Source organism: Cetobacterium sp. 2G large, assembly GCF_014250655.1.
GTDB lineage: Bacteria > Fusobacteriota > Fusobacteriia > Fusobacteriales > Fusobacteriaceae > Cetobacterium_A > Cetobacterium_A somerae.
Genome location: NZ_JACHTH010000005.1, coordinates 236,463 through 252,500 on the forward strand (window position 1 = coordinate 236,463; position 16,038 = coordinate 252,500).

Sequence of the window (16,038 nt, forward strand, 5' to 3'; positions counted from 1 at the left end):
CCATGAAAAAAGATAGTTTTGAGTATAATATTAATGAAATTGATATGATAATTGAAAAATTAGATAAAGGTGAGTTATCTTTAGATGAATCAATTAAAGAGTATGAAAAAGCTATGAAGTTATTAAAAAAATCCTCAGATATTTTGAATAAAGCAGAGGGGAAAATAATCAAAGTAACTTCAGAAAATGATAATATTCAACTAGAGGTTGATGAAAATGCTTAAAAATTACTTAAAAACTAAAAGAGAACTTGTGGATTCAAATATAGAATATCATTTAAATAAATTAGAATATCCAAATGTAATAGCAGAAGGTATGAGATACTCTGTTTTAAATGGAGGAAAAAGATTAAGACCAATTTTATTATTAATGGTATTAGAACTTTTCGATAAAAAAATAGATTTAGGATTACCAATAGCTGTTGCAATAGAGATGATTCATTCTTATTCTTTGGTTCATGATGATTTACCAGCTCTTGATAATGATGATTATAGAAGAGGAAAATTAACAACTCATAAAAAGTTTGGAGAAGCGGAAGCAATACTAATAGGAGATGCTTTATTAACGCATTCATTTTCAGTTATAACAGATGAAACAAAAGGAGTAGCTTCAGATAAACTTGTAAAAATAATAGGGATGGTATCAAGATATGCTGGAATAAATGGTATGATTGGTGGACAAACAGTAGATATAGAAAGTGAAAAAAAGAAGGTGTCTTTGGAAACTTTAAAATATATCCATGAAAATAAAACTGGGAAATTAATAAAATTACCAGTGGAGATAGGAGCAATAATTTCAGAAGCAACAGAAGAGGAGTATAAAGCTTTAGAAAACTATGCAGATGGAATAGGATTAGCTTTTCAAATTAAAGATGATATATTAGATATAGAAGGTGACTTTGAAAAAATAGGAAAACCTATTGGTAGTGATTTAGAACTGGAAAAGACGACATATCCAAGTATATTTGGAATTGAGAAAAGTAAAGAGATTTTAAAAGAAGTTATCTCAGATGCTAAAAGAAGTTTAAATATTTTTCCAGATGAAAAAATTAAAGTTTTTTTAGAGTTAGCAGATTACATAGGAATTAGAGAGAATTAAAAAGGGAACCATTATTGGTTCCCTTTTCCTTTATTTTGTAATTCAGCTTTTCTAGTATTTTCACCATTTAAAATATAAATTAAATCACTTGCTAAATGTATTATATGATCTGATAATCTTTCAAATTTTTTATCTAAAAGCATAAGTTCAGAACCTCCAACAACATTATCTGGAGTTTCTTTCATTTTAGTAAGAAAATAATCAGTGTTAGCATTGATTAAGTCATCAATCTCTTCATCTAAATAAAGAACATTATATAGTAAACGTACGTCTTCATTTAAAAAAGCATCAACATACATTTGAAAAAGACCTCTGATTTTTTTTGCGATTGGTAAAACTTTCTCACTTAGAGCATAAGCTAAGTTTGGAGATTTTTTTTCGATATCTTTAATTAAAGATAAATTCGCTTTTAAAAGATCACCCATTCTTTCAAGGACTCTTACGCTATTGATAATCATTACTAACTTCCTAAGATTTTTAGCTGCTGGTTGAAATCTAGCCATTGTAATAATAGAATCCTCTTTTAATTTTACTTCAAAAGAGTTAATAAAATCTTCTATCATTTTAGCTTCTCCATAAAGTGTAGGATTAAAACTATTGTTTTGTAGCATCTCTAAATTTACATCAAAATTTCTACCAACATATTTTAATGTTTCTAAATAATGTTCGTCTAAAGCTTTTAAAGATTCGTTTAAAGTTCTCATAAAATCTCCTTTTTATCCAAATTTTCCTGTTATATAATCTTCGGTTTTCTTAACACTTGGTGTAGTAAATATCTTAGAAGTCTCACCAAACTCTTCTAAAACACCTTGATAAAAAAATCCAGTGTAATCAGATATTCTTGATGCTTGTTGCATATTGTGAGTAACAATAACTATACTATAATTTTTTGCAAGTTCAACAATTAACTCTTCAATTTTAGCAGTTGATATTGGATCAAGAGCTGAAGTTGGTTCATCCATAAGAAGTATCTCAGGATTGATAGAGATAGCTCTAGCTATACAAAGTCTTTGTTGTTGTCCTCCTGATAACCCAAGAGCAGATTGGTGAAGTTTATCTTTTACTTCATCCCAAAGAGCAACTGCTTTAAGAGATGATTCTACAATTTCATCTAATTTTTTCTTATTAGTTTCTCCGTGTAGTTTAGGAGCATAAACTAAATTTTCATAGATAGACTTAGGAAATGGATTTGGTTTTTGGAAAACCATTCCCACTTTTTTTCTAAGTTCAACAATATCAAATTGTTTATCAAAGATATTTTGGTCATCAAGTAAAATTTCACCCTCATATTTAACACTAGATATAAGATCATTCATTCTATTTAAAGATCTTAAAAATGTTGATTTACCACATCCAGATGGACCAATAAGTGCCGTAACTTTATTCTTCATTATATCCATATTTATACCCTTTAAAGCTTTAAAATCACCATAATAAAAATTAAAGTTTTTAACAGATATTCTAACGTCTTGTTTCATACTATATATTCCTCCAAAATTATACGAGATTATTATTTTTCAAATTTATTTCTAATATATGCACCAATAAGGTTAAATCCTACAGTTATAAATACCAGAACAAATAAAGTTCCATGCATATTGCTTTGTGGCATATTAGGTACCTGTGTTGATATAACATAAAGGTGATAAGGTAAAGCCATAACCTGATCAAATATTGATTGAGGTAAAAATGGCAAATAGAATGCTGCAGCTGTAAATAAAATAGGTGCAGTTTCACCAGCGGCTCTTGAAATACTCAAGATGACTCCAGTTGAGATTCCAGGCAATGCAGCGGGAACAACAACTTTAGAAATTGTTTCCCATTTTGTTGCGCCAAGAGCAAGAGATGCTTCTCTTAGACTATTTGGAACAGCTAAAAGAGCTTCTCTTGTAGCTGTTATAATAACAGGTAAGCACATAATACCTAAAGTTAACGATCCTGATAATATTGAAACACCTAACTTAAAGTATATAACGAATAATGCCATTCCGAAAAGTCCATATATAATACTAGGTATTCCAGCTAAGTTAATAATAGTTAAGTTGATTAATCTAGTTAATACGTTATCTTTTGCATATTCAACAAGATATACTCCAGTAAAAATTCCAAATGGAACAGAAACAGCAATAGTTCCAAGAGTTAGATAGATAGTTCCAACAATAGCTGGGAAAATTCCTCCTGCTCTCATTCCTCTCTTAGGAACTTCGGTTAAAAACTCCCACGAGATTGCAGGAACACCTTTATAGATGATGTACCCTAATATCAGAAAAATTGGGACTACTGCTAATAAAGCAATTGTCTTAATAAATAATTCGATAGCGATACCACTTTTTCCTTTTAAAATTTTCATTTAAATACTCCTCCTATTTACCCATCAGTTTTCTTGATTTTCTAATATACTTATCTGCAATACTATTTGTTAAGAAACTTATTGCAAATAATACCAAACCGATAGCGAATAAAGCGTGGTAATGTTGACTTCCTTGAACAACCTCTCCCATTTCAGCAGCGATTGTAGCTGTCAGAGTTCTAACAGGAGATAGTGGAGATGTTGCCATTATAGGAGCATTTCCAGTTATCATAAGTACAGCCATAGTTTCACCAATAATTCTTCCGAATCCTAACATAATACCTGCGAAAATTCCAGGAAATGCAGCAGGTAAAAGAACTTTGAAAACTGTTTCCAATTTATTAGCTCCAAGAGCAAGAGAAGCTTCGCGGTAAGATTTATCAAGGGCATTTAATGCATCATCAGATAAACTTACTATAGTAGGAATAGCCATAAAAGAAAGCATAATTCCTCCAGTTAAAGCATTTAGTCCACTTGGTAAATTAAATGAATCTTTTATAAATCCAGATAAAACATATAATCCTAGATATCCTAAAACAACTGAGGGTAAAGCAGACATTGTTTCGATAATAATTTTAATGATTTTTTTTGTTTTTTTATTAGCAAATTCAGATATATATATAGTAGTTATAATTCCAATAGGAATAGAGATACAAAGTGCAACTAACGTTACCCAAAATGATCCAACTAAAAGTGGTAAAAGTCCGTATTTACCTGAAAGAGATATCCATTCTGTTCCAAAGAAAAATTTTGAAAGAGGATAGTCTTTAAAGAAAGATAAACTATTAACTAAAATAAAAATGAATATAAGTATAACAATTAGAATGTTAAAAATTCCAACAACAGAATGAACTCCATTCATAAAAGAATCTTTAACTTTTCTTATATTATGCATGATAACCTCCTAAATCTATGTTAAAAAATTAAAAAAAAATTAAACTAATTTTAAACTAAAATTAAACTATATACGAATATAATATATCTTACTTGTTAAAATAAGATTAATTGTATGTAAAAAAACTGTAAAAAATTTTTTACAGTTTTTTTACATTAAATTTAAATTAGATTAACATTGATGTTCTATACTATTTTCAAGAATAGAAAATTAAAAATTAAAATAAAGATAAAATTTAGGAGGAGTTTAAGGATGAAAATGAAAAAGTTTTTTCTAATGGGGTTAATGGCTATGATGGGAGCGTATTCAACAACAGCAATGGCATCAAAAGTTGTTCAAGTAAAAGGATCAGATACAATAGTAAATGTTTCTCAATATATTGCTGAAGAGTATATGGGGAAAAATAAGGATGCTAGAATTGCTGTTACAGGTGGAGGATCTGGAGTAGGAATTTCATCTTTAATAAACGGAACAGCAGATATAGGAATGGCATCTAGAAATATTAAGGATAAAGAGGTAAAAGCAGCAGAGGAGAAAGGGTTAAAATTAAAAGAAGTTGTTTTAGGGTATGATGGTATAACAGTAATAGTAAATGACTCAAATAAAGTAAATGATTTAACACATCAGGATTTAGCTAAAATATTTAGAGGAGAGATTACTAATTGGAAAGAGCTTGGAGGAGACGATGCTACAATAGTTGTTTTGTCTAGAGATTCATCATCTGGAACACATGAATTTTTTAAAGAGCATATTATAAGAGAAGAGAATACAAAGAAAGATGCAGAATATGGTAAAAATACTTTGTATATGCCTTCAAATGAAGCTATAAAGCAAGAAGCGAAGAGTAATAAATATGCAATCGGATATATAGGAATGGGATATATGGACAAATCTGTAAAGAGTTTAAAAGTAGATTCAATAGAACCTAGTGTACAAAATGTAGCAGATAAAAAATATCCAATAGCAAGAGAAATCTATTGGTATGTTATAGATACAGATAATAAAGATGTAAACGGATTAGTTGACTTTGCATTATCAGCAGATGGACAAAGAGTAGTTGCTGATGAGGGATTTGTTCCAGCAAAATAGTAGGTATAGGTGTCCTGATGAAAAAAGGACACCTTTTTTATATTTATGATATAATAAAAAGAAAAAATAGGGAGAGATGATATGAAGGTACTAGTAGTTGAAGATGATTTAGAGATACAGGCGTTAATAAACTATTATTTCACAAAAGAGGGTTATAAAGTAACCGTAGCTTCTGATGGATTAGAAGGTTTGAAGTATTTGAAAAAAGATAAACATGAATTAATCATCTTAGATTTAATGCTACCTAATTTAGATGGAATAAATTTTACGAAGATTGTAAAAGAGATGGAAGATGAGTACGGAACTCCTTACATAGTTATGCTAACAGCTAAAACAGAAGTTGAAGATGTGTTGAAAGGGTTAGAAATTGGAGCGGACGATTATATGAAAAAACCATTTGATCCTAGAGAACTTCTCTTAAGAGGAAAAAAACTTCTTAATCAGCAAGAAAAAAATAAAAAAATAAGAAATAGATTTTTAGATTTAGAAATAGATGAAGATAAACATTTAGTTACAAATAACGGTGAAGAAGTAGAATTATCTAAGAAAGAGTATGATTTACTTTTGCTTTTAGTTAAAAATAAAGGAATTGTAGTAAGTAGAGAGAAAATCTTAGATAAAGTTTGGGGAAGTAATTATTATTCAGGTGATCGAACTGTAGATGTGTATATATCTAAATTGAGAGAGAAAATACCATTTTTAACAGAGTGTATAAAAACCGTGAAAGGAGTAGGATACAGATTAGAAGAAAAGAGATAATCGCTTTATTTTTTATAGTTATGATTGAAATAATTTTTGTAATAACTAATATTTCATTTCTATCTCACTTGTATAAAGATGGGGTGAAAAACAGCTTAAAAGAAAATGTTTTTATTATATCTAATTTAATAAAGGAGTATGACAAAAAAGATTACCAACAAATATTTGAAAATTCTGATATGAGATTTAATATAATCGGTTTAAACGGAAAGGTTATATATGATTCAAGAAAATATAATGAAGAAGGAAAGCTAGAAAATCATGGAAATAGAAGGGAAGTTCTTGAAGTAAAAAATGCTGGGATAGGATTTGATATAAGGAAAAGCTCCATTTCAGATGAGACTATGGCATACTATGCAGTTGAAAGAAGCAATAAAGAGGGAGAAAAAGTAGTTGTAAGAGTTTCTAAAAATTATGGAGATACTTTAAAAATGTTAAAGATAATTTTAGTTGCAGAACTTTTATTTTTTACATTTTTAAACTTTATAATACATGCTTTTTATAAAAAATATTTGAAAAGAGATTTGTATAGAAAGATAGAAGTTATTGAAGATTTTTTAAAAGAAAAAGGAAATGGAGAAAATCTGTATTTTGAAAAAGACCCTTGGATTCTCAATTTATGGGATATTGTCCAAAAGTGGCAAAAACAAAATTTGGAAAATATAGTTAATCTTAATAGAGAAAAGAGAATTTTACATCAAATAATAACATCTATAGATTCTTCAATATGTCTTTTTGATGAAAATTTACAATTAATAATTAAAAATAGTAGATTTAATTATCTTTATGAAAAGGAGAAATTGAATTATTTAAATTTAATAAAAGATATTGAAATTATAGATATAGTAAAAAAAAGTGTAAGAGAAAAACAGAATCAAAAATCTGAAGTTTATATTTTAAGATTAAAAAGATATTTTAGTGTAAATGTTAAATTTTTAGATCAAGATCAAAGATACTTATTATCTATAAAAGATATAACTCAAACTAAAGGAATGATAGAAGTTCAAAAAACTTTTATAAGTAATGTAAGTCATGAATTAAAAACACCTCTAACAAATATAAAGGGGTATGTAATTGCGTTAGAAGATGCACCTGAGCCATTGAAAATTCAGTTTATAAAAACTATAAAAAATAATATAGACAAATTAGAGAATATAATTTCAGATTTCTTAAATATAAGTAAGATTGAAAGCTCAAATATTGTTAATATTGAAAAGATACCAGTGGCAAGATTAAAAACAGAACTACACGCAATATTAAACGAAAGAATCAAAACAAGTGAAGCTAATATAACTTATAGTTTAAATCTTTTAAATAAAGATGGGGAACTAAAAATTGATTTTGAAAAAGTTTTGACTATTTTAAAAAATTTAGTTGAAAATGCTATTATATACAGAGGAGACTTAAGACCAGAAATAGAAATATCGATAATAGAAACAAAAAGTATGTATAAAATAGGTGTGAAAGATAATGGAGTAGGAATTTCACCAGAAGATGTAGAGAAAATATTTGAAAGATTTTACAGAGTAGATAAAGCAAGGACAAGTAATAAGGCTGGAACGGGATTAGGACTTTCCATTGTAAAAGAATTGGTTGAAAGATGTGGAGGGAAAGTAGATGTTATTTCTAAAGAAGGAAAAGGTACTATTTTTATATTTACAATCTTGAAATAAAAATTTACAAATTAAAACAGGTATGCTATAGTAAATTAGAACAAAACAACCAAAAAGGGGGATAAGATGGCTAAGGTAAAAAATATAATAGTTGCACATGCAGCTCAGATGAGTCAACAAGTAGGAGGAGCTGTAGATATATTTGGCTCTTTTGATAATATAATTCAACCTATATTTCCTCATCCTATGATGAGATTATCAATTGTTTTAACTTTTGAGGAGATTACAAAACCAACAGTATTTGAAGTTAGATTAAATGGACCAGATGATGATTTAATATCAAGAGGGGAGTTAACACCAATGGTAGACCCTTTAGGTGTTGGAAAAAAGATTGTAGATATTGATAGATTTTTAGTTAAAACAAGAGGAAGATATACAATAGATATATTTGAAAAAGAGGGAGAAGAATTAAAGTTTTTAAAAACAGAAACTTTATTTATAGCAGAGTACCCACCACAAAGAAGATTCACTCCAGAGCAAGTGGAGGAGATTTCTAAAAATGATGAGTTAATTAGAAGTGTAAAAACAGAATTCAAACCATTTGGGTTTGAGAATGCTATAAAAATTCAGCATAACTTATTAAAAGATGCTCCAATAGAGGATGGATTCTTAGCTATTCCTGAAAATGATAGATTAGAATTCGATGGTCAAGTTGTAGAATTAACTGGAGTTAGAAGACAAATTGAGTGGATGTTTGGAAATCCTATTCCAAAAGAGGAAGAAAATAAAGAAGAAGTAACTGAAACAACAGGTACTGAAGAAAAATAGTTAATTAAAGCTGCTTTTAAGGCAGCTTTTTTTTTGAAAATAAAAAAAGTGTTTGACAATTAATAAAAAAAATGATACTATCTTTGTGTACGGAAGGTTACCCTAACTGGTAAGGAACCGGTCTTGAAAACCGGCGTCGCAAGACTTCAGAGTTCGAGTCTCTGACCTTCCGCCATAAAGGATGGTGAAGTGGCAGAGTGGCCTAATGCACTCCCCTGCTAAGGGAGAGTACGGTTAATCCCGTACCGTGGGTTCAAATCCCACCTTCACCGCCATTATAAAAGCAGTTTAAGGTAGAATGACTACCTTTTTTTTATAGACAAATATGCATCCGTGGCTCAATTGGATAGAGCACCTGACTACGGATCAGGGGGTTAGGGGTTCGATTCCTCTCGGGTGCGCCATAAAAAAATTAAAAGACAGTTTTCACTGTCTTTTTTTATTTATTATATGCATTTCCTATTAATCCAACAGCTTTTTTTGCAGCTGTTATTTGTGCTTTAGCAATTTCTCTAGCTTTAGCAGCTCCTTTAGCAAGAACTTCTTCCACATATTCCATATTATTTACTAATTCTTCTCTTTTTTCTCTAGCATCTTTAAAGTATTCAAGAACAGCATTTAAAAGTTCAGTTTTAGCATGTCCATATCCATAGTTTCCAGCAACGAATTTATTTTTCATCTCTTCAACTTGTTCTTTAGTTGCAAAAAGTTCGTAAAGTTTAACAATATTGTTATTTGGATCCTTTGGTTCTTCTAAAGGAGTAGAATCAGTAACAATACTCATAATTTGCTTTTTAAGCTCTTTTTTAGATGCAAACATATTAATTGTATTACCATATGATTTACTCATTTTTTGTCCATCAGTACCAGGAATAACAGCTAAATCTTCTAAAATTTGAGGCTCAGGAAGTTTGAAAAGTTCAACTTCATATTGCTGATTAAATTTTAGTGCAATATCTCTTGTCATTTCTAGATGTTGTTTTTGATCTTTTCCCACTGGAACAATGTCGGCATTATACATAAGTATATCAGCAGCCATAAGAACAGGGTAAGTTAAAAGTCCTGTATTAGGTGTAAATCCTTTAGCAACTTTATCTTTGTATGAATGACCTCTTTCTAAAAGACCTACAGGGGTAATGTTAGAAAGTAACCACATAAGCTCTGTATGTTCAGGAACATCTGATTGTAAAAAAATTGTTGACTTTTCAGGATCAAGTCCTAAAGCTAAATAATCTAAAACTATATTATAAGAGTTTTCTCTAAGTGCTTTTGGATCAGTAAGAGATGTAAGTGAATGATAGTCTGCAATAAAATAAAAACCTTCATATTTATCTTGGTTTTCTATAAACTGTTTCATGGCTCCAAAATAGTTTCCTAAATGTAATATTCCACTGGGTTGGATACCAGATATACTTCTTTTCATAAAAACTCCTTTTATACTATTATTATATTTTTATATATAAGTTTACATTATTTTACTAAAATTATCAATAGAACGTGAAAAATCTTGTTAAAGAAGAAAAAATTCAATATAATTAAGTAAAAGGGTAAAGGAGTGGAATTATGGAAGAGAAAATAAATAAATTTAGAGAAATGATAAAAGAGAAAAAAATAATAGATTCTATGTTAGCTTTACTTCAGTGGGATTTGGAAACCCAAGCACCAAAAGGTGGTTATAAATTGATCTCTGAAATGATAGGAGAATTAAGCTTAAAGAGCTATAATTTAACTACTTCTAAAGAGTTTTTAGAGATGTTAAAAGAATTGAAAAAAAATGAAGAAAAATTAGATGATATAATAAAACGAGAGATAGAACTTTTAGAAGAAGAAGTTGAAAAAATAAAAGTTATACCTAGTGAAGAGTATAAAATGTACTCTGAACTTACAGCTAAAGCTCAAGGGATATGGGAGATAGCTCGAGAAAATAATGATTTTGAAAGTTTTGCTCCTATTTTAGAGCAAATTTTTAATTTTAATCGAAAGTTTATAGAGTATAGAGGAATAAAAGAGGATGTTTATTCAGAAATTTTGAATGATTATGAAAAGGGAATGAACGTTAAAAAGCTAGATAATTTTTTTGCAGAATTAAAAAAAGAGATTGTACCTTTATTAAAAGAAGTAAATAAAAACAAAAGAGACTTTCAAAAGAAAGTGAAGTTTGAAGTTTCAGAATACAATCAAAAGCTTTTTTCAAAAGAGATTTTAGAGTATATTGGGTTTGATTTAGAAAGAGGAGTTTTATCAGAAAGTGCCCATCCATTTACATTAACTGTAAATAAAGATGATGTTAGATTAACAACGAGATATCTAAAAGATTTTCCGTTTTCAAGTGTTTTTAGTACTATTCATGAGGGTGGACATGGAATATATGAACAGGGAGTAGATGAAATTTTAAAAGATACGATTTTATCTGATGGAGCCTCTATGGGTATACATGAATCTCAATCGAGATTTTATGAAAATATTATTGGGAGAAGTAAGGAATTTTGGTTTGGGATTCTAGAAAAAAGTAAATTTAAATATAGTGAATTATCAAAGTTAACATTAGAAGAGATTTATAAAGGAATAAATGAAGTTTCGCCATCTTTAATCAGAGTTGAAGCAGATGAATTAACGTATTCACTACATATAATGATACGTTATGAAATTGAAAAAGGGATTTTATCAAGAGAATACTTGGTAAAAGATTTACCAAGAGTTTGGAATGAAAAAATGTATGAATATTTAGGAGTAGTTCCATCAACAGATTCTGAAGGTGTTTTGCAGGATGTTCATTGGTCTTGTGGTCTTATTGGATACTTTCCATCGTACGCTTTAGGAAATGTATATTCACTTCAAATTTTAAATGCTATGAAAAAAGATATAAATATAGAAGGAACATTGGAAAGAGGAGAATTAAAAAGAATTAAAGAATGGTTAAGAGAAAAAATTCATAGATATGGAAAGTTGAAAACACCTAAAGAGATTATGGTTTCAGTAACTGGAGAAGAATTAAATCCAGAATATTATATAGAGTATTTAAAAGAAAAATATAAAAATATTTATAATTAGGAGGGAGTTTTATGGAATATTTTGTAGGAATAGATATTGGAGGTACTAATAGTAAAATTGGAATACTAAATTCTGATGGCGATATTTTAAAAAGTACAAGCATAAAAACAGAATCAATAGAGGGAGTAGATTATACTTTAAATAAAATTTGGGGTACTGTTTTAGAATTATCAGATGAGTTAGATATATCTAGAGATATGATAAAAGGTATTGGTATGGGGATACCTGGACCAGTTATTGATCAGAAAAAAGTTGGTTTTTTTGCTAATTTCCCTTGGGAAAAAAATATAAATATTAGTGAAAAAATGGAAGAGATTTCTGGAATAAAAACAAGATTGGATAATGATGTTAACGTAATAGCTCTAGGAGAAACTTTGTATGGAGCTGGAAAAGGATATTCTAAAAGTGTAACAATAGCTCTTGGAACAGGAGTTGGTGGTGGAATATTTATAGATGGTAAATTAATTTCCGGTGCAACTGGTGCAGGTGGAGAAATTGGCCATATGAAATTAGAAAAAGAAGGAAAAGTATGTGGATGCGGTCAAAAAGGGTGTTTTGAAGCTTATGCATCAGCTACAGGAGTAATAAGAGAAGCTTTATCAAGATTACAAATAAATAAAAATAATGAACTTTATAGATTGATAGATGGTGATTTAAATAAATTAGAAGCTAAACATGTTTTTGATGCTGCTAAAAAAGGAGATAAATTCTCTTTAGAAATTGTCGATTATGTTTCAGAATATCTTGCTATGGGAATTGGAAATGTTTTAAATATTATAAATCCAGAAGTAATAATTTTATCAGGAGGAGTAGCTTTAGCTGGAGATATTTTGTTGGATAAAGTAAAAGAAAAACTACCAAATTATGCCCTAGGAATAACAATTGAAAATCTTCAAATTAAATTAGGGCAACTTGGGAATGATGCAGGAATAAAAGGGGCTTCAGCATTAACAATATAAAAAATAAATAAAGTTAAGTATTTGTTGACAAAGTTTTATGAAAAGGTTAAAATACTCCTTGCGTAAAAAAATTAATTAAGGAGTAAGAAAAGAGAAAATGAATCAAAACAATCATGTAAAAATTGAAGTAGCAGACCCTTCAGCATTAGGACTATTAGGTCTTGCAATAGTTACATTAGTAGCATCAGCAAATAAGTTTGGAATTGTAAGTGGAGTATCGTTAGTAATTCCTTGGGCAATATTTTTAGGAGCTTTTGTTCAGTTAATAGCTTGTTTAAATGATATTAAACATGGAAATGTATTTGGAACTACAGCGTTTGGTGGATATGCATTCTTCTGGTTTGGAATGGCTATGAGCTGGATGATACAACTTGGAGTATTTGGTGAAGCTATGAAAGCTGCAGCGGATCCTAAAGCTTTTGGATTTGTATTTATAGGATATTTAATATTCACATTATACATGACAGTTGGAGCTGTTGAAACTAATAAAACATTATTAATAATATTTATATTAATTGACTTCCTATTTATAGGATTAGCAGGAACAACATTTGGAATTGCTCCTCATGCAATGCATACATTAGCTGCAGTATCAGAGTTTGCAATAGCTATGATGTCATTCTACGGATCAGCTGCAAATGTTTTAAATAAAACTTTTGAAAGAGAGTTTTTACCACTAGGAAAACCTTTAGGAATCTTCAAAAAGTAATTGACAAAAAAGGAAAAAATAGATATAATATATAGGTATAATAAATCCTTTCCCACAAAGGAACGCCGTTCGTTATATTAAAAAATATAACTATTTTCGAGGAGGAAAAAAAACGTGAAGAAATACACTGCAATGCAAAGAAAAGAAGACGTTGTAAGAGAATTCGTTCAATACGACGCAGAAGGAAAAATTTTAGGAAGATTAGCTGCAGAAATAGCTAAAAAATTAATGGGTAAAGATAAAGTTTCTTACACTCCACATATTGACGGAGGAGACTTCGTAATCGTTACAAATATCGAAAAGGTAGCTGTAACTGGAAAGAAATTAACAGATAAAGTTTACTACAGTCACTCAGGATTCCCTGGTGGATTAAAAGAAAGAAGATTAGAAGAGATTCTTGCAAAGAATCCTAAAGAAGCTTTAATGCTAGCTGTTAAGAGAATGCTTCCAAAGAACAGATTAGGAAGAGAGCAGTTAACAAGATTAAGAATATTTGTTGGAGCTGAGCACGCTCATACTGCACAAAAACCAGTAAAGGTAGAATTTTAATTAGGAGGGATTGACAGTGGCAGAAATGATTCAATATAGAGGAACTGGAAGAAGAAAAACTTCAGTAGCAAGAGTAAGACTTATTCCTGGTGGAAAAGGAATTGAAATAAACGGAAAAACTATGGCAGACTACTTCGGTGGAAGAGAGTTACTTTCTAAAATCGTTGAGCAACCATTAACATTAACTGAAACTTTAGATAAGTTTGAAGTTAAAGTAAACGTAATCGGTGGAGGAAACGCTGGTCAAGCTGGAGCTATCAGACACGGATTATCAAGAGCTTTATTAGAAGCTGATGAGACTTTAAGAGGGGCTTTAAAAGAAGCTGGTTTCTTAACAAGAGACTCAAGAATGGTAGAGAGAAAGAAATTCGGAAAGAGAAAAGCAAGAAGATCTCCACAATTCTCAAAGAGATAATCGCTTTTTTATTCAAAAAAATTATTGCAGATACAATTATGTATCTGCTTTTTTTTTATTTTAAGACATAAAAAAATAAATATATATAATAAATTTAAAGATAAAAAAAATATATGTTAAAAAGCTAATGACTATAAGTTCAGTGAAGTGTGAGTTGAAAAAATATTATAAAATAAAGTGTTATTTTACAAAAAGTGGATTTTTAATTAAAAAAATGATTTAAGAGTAAACAAAGTAGACGTAAAAAGTGAGTAAAAAGTTTGGAAAAAAATAAAAAAATATTTACAAAAAGATTAAAATATTGTATAAACTAGGTAACGGGAGAAATTCAAAAACGGGGATTTCTAAAAAAAATAATAACTGGAGGGAATTTATATGAAAAAGTTAGCACTTTTATTAGGTTCTTTATTAGTAGTTGGAGCAACTGCATCTGCAAAAGAGGCTGTAGTAGCACCAGTAGAAGTATCGAAAGAGGTAGTAGTAGTAGCAGACGTGGTTGAAGAGGTAGTAGTAGAGGAAGCTTTCAGACCATCTGGATACATCGGATTAGAGTACAGAGCGTACGGAGAAACTGAAGGGCATAATGATAAAGTAAGAATGAATCCAACAGGAAACTTACCAGATACTAACCAAGATACTTGGAATAGAGGAGCGAACAATAGAGCAAGACTTCAAACAACATTTGGAGTTCAAATGACTGAAAATTCTAGATTAGAAGGAAGAATCAGAGACTATACAAATTTAGAAGATGGTTCTGACAAATTAGGAAAAGATTACGGAACTGAAACTAGATTAAGATATTCTTACAAGCATAATGATGTTTTAACTTCTAGATTACAATATAGAGATGAAGAAAATGATTCTCAAAACTTTGAGTATATGTTAAGATATGCAGCTTACCAAAATAAAGGTGGATTATTATCTAAAATAGTTTTAGCTCCTAGTTTATATCATTCAATGGCAGCAAATAATGGTGGAAATTATTTAAATACAATTGGTTTAGATATTGAGTATGCAGGTAATTTACCATTTGGATTTACTTGGGACGGAACTTTATACTTAGATCAAAACTTCTATAATGAAGAGTTTAAAACATCAGCTACATCAACTAAGAAAAGATCATTTGATGTAACATGGGAGATTTACTTATATAGAACATTTGGATTATACGCTGGAGAAAAGACAAATGTAGACTTTAATTTTGTTGGAGGATATGATCCATATATCTTCAGACAATATGAAAGATACACTTCTGCAAAAGCAGCAACGACAACAACGACAACAACAGGAAATAAGCCACCTGTGACAACAACAACGCCAGCTGTACCAGCATCAACAACAGAGAAAAATACATATAGCTTATATACAGCTTTAGATGTATCAGTAAACTACCAATTAACACCTGCTGTTTCTTTAAACGGTGGAGTAGGAGCAGAGTATAGAAACTGGGATAATGAAAACCAGTCTTCAGCTAATGACTGGAGATGGCAGCCATACGCATTCGCTGGTATGAAAGTAAACTTCTAATTCTATAAATAATAGTAGTAATTAAGTTTAAAATATTATTTCCTTGTAAGAATAATTCTTACAAGGAAATTTTTTTATAAATAATATTTAATATGAGGAGGAAAAATGAAAGAATTCTTATTGTATTTTATAATATCAACAGTTTTAATAGCTAACGTTCCAGAAAGAGTTAATAATAATATTGAAAAAAATTCAT

The 16,038-nt window shown here is 29.5% G+C and carries 18 protein-coding genes and 3 tRNA genes (1 of these 21 cut by a window edge); 16 read left to right on the plus strand and 5 right to left on the minus strand.

From position 1 onward, the window contains the following. Positions 1 to 2 precede the first annotated feature (2 nt). Complete coding sequence (gene xseB, locus H5J23_RS03935) at positions 3 to 224, plus strand: exodeoxyribonuclease VII small subunit (protein ID WP_023051195.1); 222 nt, start codon at positions 3 to 5, stop codon at positions 222 to 224. Next, positions 211 to 1,098, plus strand: coding sequence for a polyprenyl synthetase family protein (locus tag H5J23_RS03940; RefSeq protein ID WP_023051194.1), 888 nt, complete (start codon positions 211 to 213; stop codon positions 1,096 to 1,098). The genes xseB and H5J23_RS03940 overlap by 14 nt, the downstream gene beginning before the upstream one ends. Positions 1,099 to 1,109: 11 nt before the next feature. Here H5J23_RS03940 and H5J23_RS03945 read toward each other — a convergent pair whose 3' ends face one another. From H5J23_RS03945 to pstC, 4 genes are read right to left on the minus strand one after another with little or no spacing between them, the layout of a single operon-like run. Then, complete coding sequence (locus H5J23_RS03945; protein WP_023051193.1) at positions 1,110 to 1,802, minus strand: PhoU domain-containing protein; 693 nt, start codon at positions 1,800 to 1,802, stop codon at positions 1,110 to 1,112. A 12-nt stretch (positions 1,803 to 1,814) separates the two neighbouring features. Then, on the minus strand, positions 1,815 to 2,576 hold the full coding sequence (gene pstB / locus H5J23_RS03950; RefSeq protein ID WP_023051192.1) for a phosphate ABC transporter ATP-binding protein PstB: 762 nt from the start codon (positions 2,574 to 2,576) through the stop codon (positions 1,815 to 1,817). Positions 2,577 to 2,608: 32 nt separating this feature from the next. Next, complete coding sequence (pstA, locus tag H5J23_RS03955; protein ID WP_023051191.1) at positions 2,609 to 3,448, minus strand: phosphate ABC transporter permease PstA; 840 nt, start codon at positions 3,446 to 3,448, stop codon at positions 2,609 to 2,611. A gap of 13 nt (positions 3,449 to 3,461) precedes the next feature. Next, a complete protein-coding gene (gene pstC / locus H5J23_RS03960; RefSeq protein ID WP_023051190.1) occupies positions 3,462 to 4,343 on the minus strand; it encodes a phosphate ABC transporter permease subunit PstC in 882 nt (293 codons plus the stop codon). Positions 4,344 to 4,595: 252 nt separating this feature from the next. On the opposite strand from pstC, the gene H5J23_RS03965 reads away from it, so the two are divergent. The 7 genes from H5J23_RS03965 to H5J23_RS03995 all read left to right on the plus strand — a co-directional run bounded on the left by H5J23_RS03965 (position 4,596) and on the right by H5J23_RS03995 (position 9,036). Continuing rightward, positions 4,596 to 5,432 (plus strand): phosphate ABC transporter substrate-binding protein, encoded by an 837-nt coding sequence (locus tag H5J23_RS03965; RefSeq protein ID WP_023052406.1) that lies wholly within the window; start codon positions 4,596 to 4,598, stop codon positions 5,430 to 5,432. Positions 5,433 to 5,513: 81 nt separating this feature from the next. Next, positions 5,514 to 6,191: a response regulator transcription factor gene (locus H5J23_RS03970; protein ID WP_023052405.1), complete on the plus strand. Its 678-nt coding sequence runs from the start codon at positions 5,514 to 5,516 to the stop codon at positions 6,189 to 6,191. An 83-nt stretch (positions 6,192 to 6,274) separates the two neighbouring features. Further along, positions 6,275 to 7,864 carry an ATP-binding protein gene (locus H5J23_RS14320; RefSeq protein ID WP_185891033.1) on the plus strand — a complete coding sequence of 530 codons (1,590 nt, stop codon included), beginning with the start codon at positions 6,275 to 6,277 and terminating at the stop codon, positions 7,862 to 7,864. A gap of 66 nt (positions 7,865 to 7,930) precedes the next feature. Continuing rightward, on the plus strand, positions 7,931 to 8,632 hold the full coding sequence (locus H5J23_RS03980; RefSeq protein WP_023052403.1) for a hypothetical protein: 702 nt from the start codon (positions 7,931 to 7,933) through the stop codon (positions 8,630 to 8,632). A gap of 91 nt (positions 8,633 to 8,723) precedes the next feature. Further along, positions 8,724 to 8,807, plus strand: a tRNA-Ser gene (locus tag H5J23_RS03985). A gap of 8 nt (positions 8,808 to 8,815) precedes the next feature. Beyond that, positions 8,816 to 8,907: transfer RNA gene (locus H5J23_RS03990), tRNA-Ser, on the plus strand. 52 nt (positions 8,908 to 8,959) lie between these two features. Beyond that, positions 8,960 to 9,036 (plus strand) — tRNA-Arg (locus tag H5J23_RS03995). Between the two features lie 35 nt (positions 9,037 to 9,071). Here the strand turns inward: H5J23_RS03995 and trpS are convergent. Next, on the minus strand, positions 9,072 to 10,055 hold the full coding sequence (gene trpS / locus H5J23_RS04000) for a tryptophan--tRNA ligase (RefSeq protein ID WP_023052402.1): 984 nt from the start codon (positions 10,053 to 10,055) through the stop codon (positions 9,072 to 9,074). Positions 10,056 to 10,195: 140 nt separating this feature from the next. Here trpS and H5J23_RS04005 point away from each other — a divergent pair, with 140 nt between their 5' ends. From H5J23_RS04005 to H5J23_RS04035, 7 genes are all read left to right on the plus strand, one after another. After that, entirely contained in the window at positions 10,196 to 11,683 is a 1,488-nt protein-coding gene (locus tag H5J23_RS04005) for a carboxypeptidase M32 (protein WP_185891035.1), read from the plus strand. 11 nt (positions 11,684 to 11,694) lie between these two features. Continuing rightward, a complete protein-coding gene (locus H5J23_RS04010) occupies positions 11,695 to 12,642 on the plus strand; it encodes an ROK family protein (RefSeq protein ID WP_023052400.1) in 948 nt (315 codons plus the stop codon). Between the two features lie 97 nt (positions 12,643 to 12,739). After that, positions 12,740 to 13,351, plus strand: coding sequence for an acetate uptake transporter (locus H5J23_RS04015; RefSeq protein ID WP_185891037.1), 612 nt, complete (start codon positions 12,740 to 12,742; stop codon positions 13,349 to 13,351). Positions 13,352 to 13,465: 114 nt separating this feature from the next. Continuing rightward, the gene (gene rplM / locus H5J23_RS04020) at positions 13,466 to 13,900 is read left to right on the plus strand and encodes a 50S ribosomal protein L13 (protein ID WP_023052398.1); all 435 of its coding nucleotides are present in this window, start codon (positions 13,466 to 13,468) and stop codon (positions 13,898 to 13,900) included. A 25-nt stretch (positions 13,901 to 13,925) separates the two neighbouring features. Continuing rightward, positions 13,926 to 14,315: a 30S ribosomal protein S9 gene (rpsI, locus tag H5J23_RS04025; RefSeq protein ID WP_040406834.1), complete on the plus strand. Its 390-nt coding sequence runs from the start codon at positions 13,926 to 13,928 to the stop codon at positions 14,313 to 14,315. Positions 14,316 to 14,690: 375 nt separating this feature from the next. After that, entirely contained in the window at positions 14,691 to 15,842 is a 1,152-nt protein-coding gene (locus H5J23_RS04030) for a hypothetical protein (protein WP_185891038.1), read from the plus strand. 105 nt (positions 15,843 to 15,947) lie between these two features. After that, positions 15,948 to 16,038: the start of a hypothetical protein gene (locus H5J23_RS04035; protein ID WP_185891040.1), read on the plus strand. The gene runs 398 nt beyond the window's last position; the window shows 91 of its 489 coding nt (coding positions 1-91); the start codon lies at positions 15,948 to 15,950; the stop codon falls past the right edge of the window.